4 protein-coding genes are annotated in these 3,747 nt (G+C 63.0%); all 4 read left to right on the forward strand.

The window, feature by feature from the left end; translation table 11 throughout:
* Positions 1-419, forward strand: a 419-nt coding sequence (locus I5W_RS13645) for an ABC transporter substrate-binding protein (RefSeq protein WP_044529637.1), incomplete at its 5' end; no start/stop codon positions are given.
* A gap of 213 nt (positions 420-632) precedes the next feature.
* The gene (gene lhpH, locus I5W_RS13650; RefSeq protein ID WP_044529638.1) at positions 633-1,643 is read left to right on the forward strand and encodes a trans-3-hydroxy-L-proline dehydratase; all 1,011 of its coding nucleotides are present in this window, start codon (positions 633-635) and stop codon (positions 1,641-1,643) included.
* Between the two features lie 47 nt (positions 1,644-1,690).
* Complete coding sequence (locus tag I5W_RS13655; RefSeq protein ID WP_044529639.1) at positions 1,691-2,629, forward strand: delta(1)-pyrroline-2-carboxylate reductase family protein; 939 nt, start codon at positions 1,691-1,693, stop codon at positions 2,627-2,629.
* Positions 2,630-2,790: 161 nt separating this feature from the next.
* Positions 2,791-3,720: a branched-chain amino acid ABC transporter permease gene (locus tag I5W_RS13660; protein WP_017453063.1), complete on the forward strand. Its 930-nt coding sequence runs from the start codon at positions 2,791-2,793 to the stop codon at positions 3,718-3,720.
* The last annotated feature ends 27 nt before the right edge of the window (positions 3,721-3,747 follow it).

Raw genomic sequence — 3,747 nt, forward strand, 5'->3', positions numbered from 1 at the left:
GCGCCGATGAACAGCTGGGGATCGACGTGCCCTTGATGGGCGGCGACGGCATCTGTTCGCCGGAAATGGGTCGCCTGGGTGGCGACGCCATCGGCGAAAGCGTCTACTGTACCCAGGGCGGCACCATGCTGGACAAGGCCAAGGAAGGCAAGGTCTTCTCCGACGACTACCAGAAGAAGTACAACCGTCCTGCCGAAACCTATGCAGTTTCCTTCTATGACGGCATGATGTTGATCGCTCAGGCCATGAAGCAGGCCAATTCGGTCGAGCCCAAGGCCTTCGGCCCGGCCCTGGCCAAGATCAACTACAAGGGCGTGGCCGGTCAGTATGACTTCGACGCCAACCACGACCTCAAGCAGTCGCCGGTGACGGTGTATCGCTTCAAGGATGGCCTGCCGGTCCCCCTGACCAGCTACTGAACGTTCCTTCACCTGGCTTGAACCTGTGCCGCCCGCTGCTGCGGGCGGCGTGCCAGGCCTCCAGCCCAGCTCCGGTTCCCTATGCAGTTTCCGCTTCCTGCCGGTCCCAACCGGCTCGGGAACGGTTTGTCGTACCCGCGTGCAGCGTCCATACTGGAGCAGGCGGGCTTAACCTAGCCCTGGCGCATCGGCAGCACACCCGGAAGGAAGACCATGCTCAGCTATACCCGTACCGTCCAGACCATCGATGCCCATACCGGCGGCGAACCGCTGCGTATCGTGGTCTCCGGCCTGCCCAAGATCCCCGCCGGCACTATCCTCGAACAACGCGCCTGGCTACGCCAACATCGCGACGACCTGCGCTGTTTTCTGATGAACGAACCGCGCGGCCACGCCGACATGTATGGCGCCTACCTGCTGCCACCGGTGACAGCAGGGGCCGACTTCGGCGTCATCTTCATCCACAACGAAGGCTACAGCGACATGTGCGGTCACGGCATCATCGCCCTGGGCAAGGTGCTGGTGGAGATGGGCTATGTCGAACGCACGCAGCCGCACACGCGCATCTGCTTCGATGCGCCGGCCGGCTTCATCGAAGCCTTCGTCGAATGGGATGGCGTGCGTGCCGGCAAGGTCAGCTTCAACAACGTCCCGGCCTTCATCTATCGTCGTGACGTCGAGGTCGACACCCCCGGCTTTGGCAAGATCATCGGCGACATCGTCTTCGGCGGCGCCTTCTACTACTACATCAACGCCGCCCAGGCCGGCCTGACCGTCAAGCCCGAACTGGTGCGCCAGCTGATCCAGCTGGGGGCCGAGACCAAGGCCGCCGTGATGGCCCAGGTGGCCATCGCCCATCCGCTGGAGCCGGGCCTCAATACGCTCTACGGCACCATCATCGATAGCGAACCCAATTTCCCCGGTGCCGACCAATCCAATGTCTGCATCTTCGCCGACCGCGAAGTGGACCGCTCACCCACCGGCACCGGCACCTCCGGGCGTGCCGCCCAGTTGTTCCTGCGCGGCCGACTGGCGTTGAACCAGACCTACGTCAACGGCAGCATCGTCGGCAGCAACTTCGGCGTGCGCGTGACCGGTACCACCCAGGTCGGCCCCTTCGATGGCGCGCTCACCGAAGTCAGCGGTCACGCCCATATCATGAGTACCAACCAGTGGGTGCTGGAACACTCCGATCCCTTTCCGACCGGTTTCTTCCTGCGCTGATGCGAGCGCACCCGCCTGTCATCGCCTGACCTCTCCACAGGACTCCCATGCACATCCTCGATTCCCGCCAGACCGCGCAAGCCCTGCCTTACGCCGCCCTGGTCGATGCCCTGGCGCGCGCCGCGCAGGAGCTGGCCAATGGCACCATCCGCGCCCCCGAGCGCCAGGTGGTTCCCATCGATGCCGCCAGCGTGCTGCTGACCATGCCGGCCATTGCCGATGATCTTTCCGTCACCAAGCTCATCACGGTCCACGCCGACAACGCACTTCACCAGTTGCCGGCGATTCAGGGTGAAGTGATCGCCTTCGACACCCACACCGGGCGCCGCCTGGCCTTGATGGATGGCCCCACCGTCACCGCCCGCCGCACGGCGGCCATGAGTATGCTGGGCATCCGCAACTTGTTGCCGCGCACGCCGCAATCGGCCTTGCTGATTGGCACCGGCGCCCAGGCTGCGGCGCACGCCGATGCGCTGGTGCAGGTGTTTGGCGTGCATCAATTCTGGATTGCCGCCCGCGACCTCGAACGCACCCAGGCGTTCTGTCATGCGCTCAGTGCGCGCCACCCGCAAGCCGTGGCCAGTCCATTGCCGGCACAGATGTTGCAAGAGGATCTGCCAGGCACCGATGTGGTGATTGCCCTGACCACTTCGCGCGTGGCCGTCATCCCCGAACAGATCGCACCCGATACGCTGGCCATCGGGGTCGGGGCCTTCAAGCCGGACATGGTGGAATTCCCGGCCAGCCTGCTGCATGAACGCCGCATCGTGGTCGACGATGTGGCCGGCGCGCACCACGAAGCCGGGGACCTGATCCAGGCCAAGGTCGACTGGTCGCGCGTGGTAGGCATCGCCGAGGTGCTGGCCGGCAGCGTGCCGCCGGCCACACTGCACAGCGCGGGGGCGCTGCCGGTGTTCAAGACTGTAGGCCAGGCGGCATGGGACCTGGCAGCAGCGCGGGTGATGCGCGCTACATTGGGGATATGAACTTTTGCGTGCAAGCGCGAAAAATTTGATAAATAATTTACGACTTTTTTATTTCCCCTTATTTTTTCTCCCGTTTCCGAGTGCCCTGTCTTGGTGCGCAAAGTCTTAACAATTCCGTCGTCGTTTCATATAAATCATCCTCCTCAAGGAGATAGCGTTTCATGGACATTTTCATCCAGCAGATCATCAACGGATTGGTGCTAGGCAGCATGTACGCACTGATCGCCCTGGGCTACACCATGGTGTACGGGGTGCTGAACCTGATCAACTTTGCCCACGGCGACATCCTGATGGTAGGGGCCATGGTCGGCCTGTCGCTCCTCAAAGTGGTGCAACAGGTGGCGCCGCACCTGCCGGGCATCGTGCAGCTGGTCATTGCCATCGTCGGTGCCATTCCGGTGTGTATCGTGGTGAGCTTGCTGATCGAGCGCATCGCTTATCGCCCGCTGCGCAATGCGCCGCGCCTGGCGCCGCTGATCACCGCTATCGGCGTGTCGATCCTGTTGCAGACCTTCGCCATGATGATCTGGGGCCGCAGTCCGCTGCCGTTCCCGCAGGTCATGCCGTCTAATCCGGTGCATATCGCCGGCGCCCTGATTTCGCCGACCCAGATCATGCTGTTGATCCTGGCCCTGGCCGCGATGATCGGCCTGGTGCTGATCGTGGAAAAGACCAAGATGGGCCGCGCCATGCGCGCCACCGCCGAGAACCCGCGCATTGCGGGCCTGATGGGCGTGGACGCCAACCGCGTCATCATCGTCACCTTCGCCATCGGCGCCGCGCTGGCAGCGATTGCCGGCGTGATGTGGGCCGCCAACTATTCCACCGCGCAATTCGCCATGGGCTTCGTGCCGGGCCTGAAGGCCTTCTCGGCGGCAGTGCTGGGCGGTATCGGCAATATCTATGGCGCCATGCTGGGCGGTATTTTGCTGGGCCTGATCGAGAGTCTCGGTGCCGGTTACATCGGTGACCTGACCGGCAACTTCCTGGGCAGCAATTACCAGGACATCTTCGCCTTCGTGGTGCTCATCATCGTGCTGACCCTGCGCCCGTCCGGGATCATGGGTGAGCGTGTGGCGGATCGTGCCTAAGTTTTAAGCTGATAAACCTTAAAAACT

This window comes from Herbaspirillum sp. B65 (genome assembly GCF_000333555.1).
In the GTDB taxonomy this organism is placed as follows: Bacteria; Pseudomonadota; Gammaproteobacteria; order Burkholderiales; family Burkholderiaceae_D; genus Herbaspirillum; species Herbaspirillum rubrisubalbicans.